The 1963-nt window shown below is 60.7% G+C and carries 1 protein-coding gene and 1 pseudogene; both read right to left on the minus strand.

Annotated elements, in window-relative coordinates; all coding sequences use genetic code 11:
* Positions 1 to 789, minus strand: a pseudogene (locus CXY75_RS00080) (IS256 family transposase); the annotation flags it as partial.
* Between the two features lie 494 nt (positions 790 to 1283).
* The coding region (locus tag CXY75_RS00085; protein ID WP_146069282.1) for a Brp/Blh family beta-carotene 15,15'-dioxygenase at positions 1284 to 1963 on the minus strand (680 nt) is incomplete at its 5' end.

Genomic DNA, 1963 nt, shown 5'->3' on the forward strand with positions numbered 1-1963 from the left:
TCCCGACAACTTCCGGGAGCCCTTTCAACCCGTCACAGACCAGGAAGAACGTGTCGGTGACACCACGGTTCTTGATGTCGGTCAGCACAGACATCCAGAATTTAGCGCCCTCACCGCCGGTGCCGGCCCACAACCCGAGAATATCTTTATCGCCGTCCAGGGTCACGCCGATGGCCGCGTAGATGGGCCGGTTGGCGACCTGCCCGTCCCGAATCTTCACGACGATCGCGTCGATGAAGATCGCCGCGTAGACGCCGTTCAAGGGGCGGGACTGCCACGTTTGCATCTCCTCGATCACCTTGTCCGTGATGCGAGAGATCGTCTCTTTCGATACCTGCGCACCGTAGATCTGGTTGAAGTGCGCGCTGATCTCCCCGGTCGTGAGGCCGCGGGCATACAACGACAGCACAATCTCATCGACCCCGGTCAAACGGCGTTGTCGTTTCGGCACGATCACCGGAGTGAACGTGACGTCCCGGTCACGAGGCACCTGGATGGTCACCGGCCCCGTCGAGGGACTGATCACCGTTTTGGGCCGGGTCCCGTTGCGCACGTTGGATTCGTCACGCTCGTCCGGGGCACGGTTCTTCTCATGACCGAGATGCTCAGTCATTTCCTCGTTCAGAGCCGTCTCCAGGAACGTTTTCGTGAACTGGCCAGCAGACCATCAGGACCGTCCAGAGCCAGGCCCTGCTCCTTGGCCAGGCGCACCCATTCCTTCGCCGCCAACGCCTCACGGGTGGGCTCATTTTTCGTCTTCTTCGTCACAGCATCAAGTGTCGTCATCACGGCACCTTTCCCGCCAGACCCACGTCCAGGGCGTCAGGCCGGAAACACCGTTTAAGAGACAGTCCCTCACTGTGGCGTTATCAGAGGCATCGGCTAGTCTTTGAGCGAGGGCCTACCGCTAACGCAGTGGGCCCTCGCCATTTCCTACACAGGCCCATGACCTGGCCCCCGGCACTCCGCGATCGGGCAGGTCAGTCCAGTTGAATTCGAACTGTAATACTCGTCACAGACTGCGGAAGTTCAACTCGCCGCTTAACCCGTGTCCACTAACCGGGGCAAGGCCATCGAACTATTATCAGGGTATGAAGCGCATAACGTACAGCGGCGGGTCCATCCTCACAAGCAACGCCATCACGACAGCGCTTCTTGGCTACATCACGGGTGTGTCTCGGTGCGGCGATCCTAGTGTTTTTCGAGCAACCGTCGTTGTTCATTTTTCGATCCGCGCATGTGCGTAGCTGCACAGCGGTGTAGTCATTCGACGGGAATGATTCTCAGGATAGATCGGGTGCTGTTGACGCCCGACGGTGATGGTTTTCGTGTGTCACCACGATCATGTGCGGCACGGTTAGCCCCGCCAAACCGATAAACACCACCTGCAGAATTTGCTCACTCAGGGCGCCGCCGGGGCCGAGCCAGACCAGCACTGCGCTCACAGTGAGGATGGGCACCACGGTATACACCAGCACCATCAGGGCCGACAACCGTCCCCCGTCACGTTCGGCGTGGAACCCCGCCTTCAGGTGCCGAAAACTGTGCAGCGCGCAGAAATACAGCAGGAAGAAGACCAGCGGCTCCGTTGTGAGGGCGAGCATGGTCGCGAGCAGAATTTCGATGCTTTCGTGCGCCCGACGTCGCAGAGCGATCAAGGCTGCGAGCAGCAAGCTGGCCAGGGCGAGTGGCCCCAGCCACTCTTGCACGCTGGCGACCACCGCGCCTCCGTCTCCGGCTAGCACCACGTAGGAGGCACTCACCTGCGCGGGATGCGACAGCGCCGGGACGCTGAGCAGTCCGAACCCGGCGAGAAACCGCAGCCAGGGCGCCCGATCGGCATTCCAATCGGACCCGAAGTGCAATGCTGACACGAGCAGGAACATGACCAGGCTCGCCACCGGGGTGACTAGCCAAAGCAACACAACGCCGACCACGACGAGGATGTAGACCATGTTGAACC

The organism is Cryobacterium sp. Y11 (assembly GCF_002929535.1).
In the GTDB taxonomy this organism is placed as follows: domain Bacteria; phylum Actinomycetota; class Actinomycetes; order Actinomycetales; family Microbacteriaceae; genus Cryobacterium.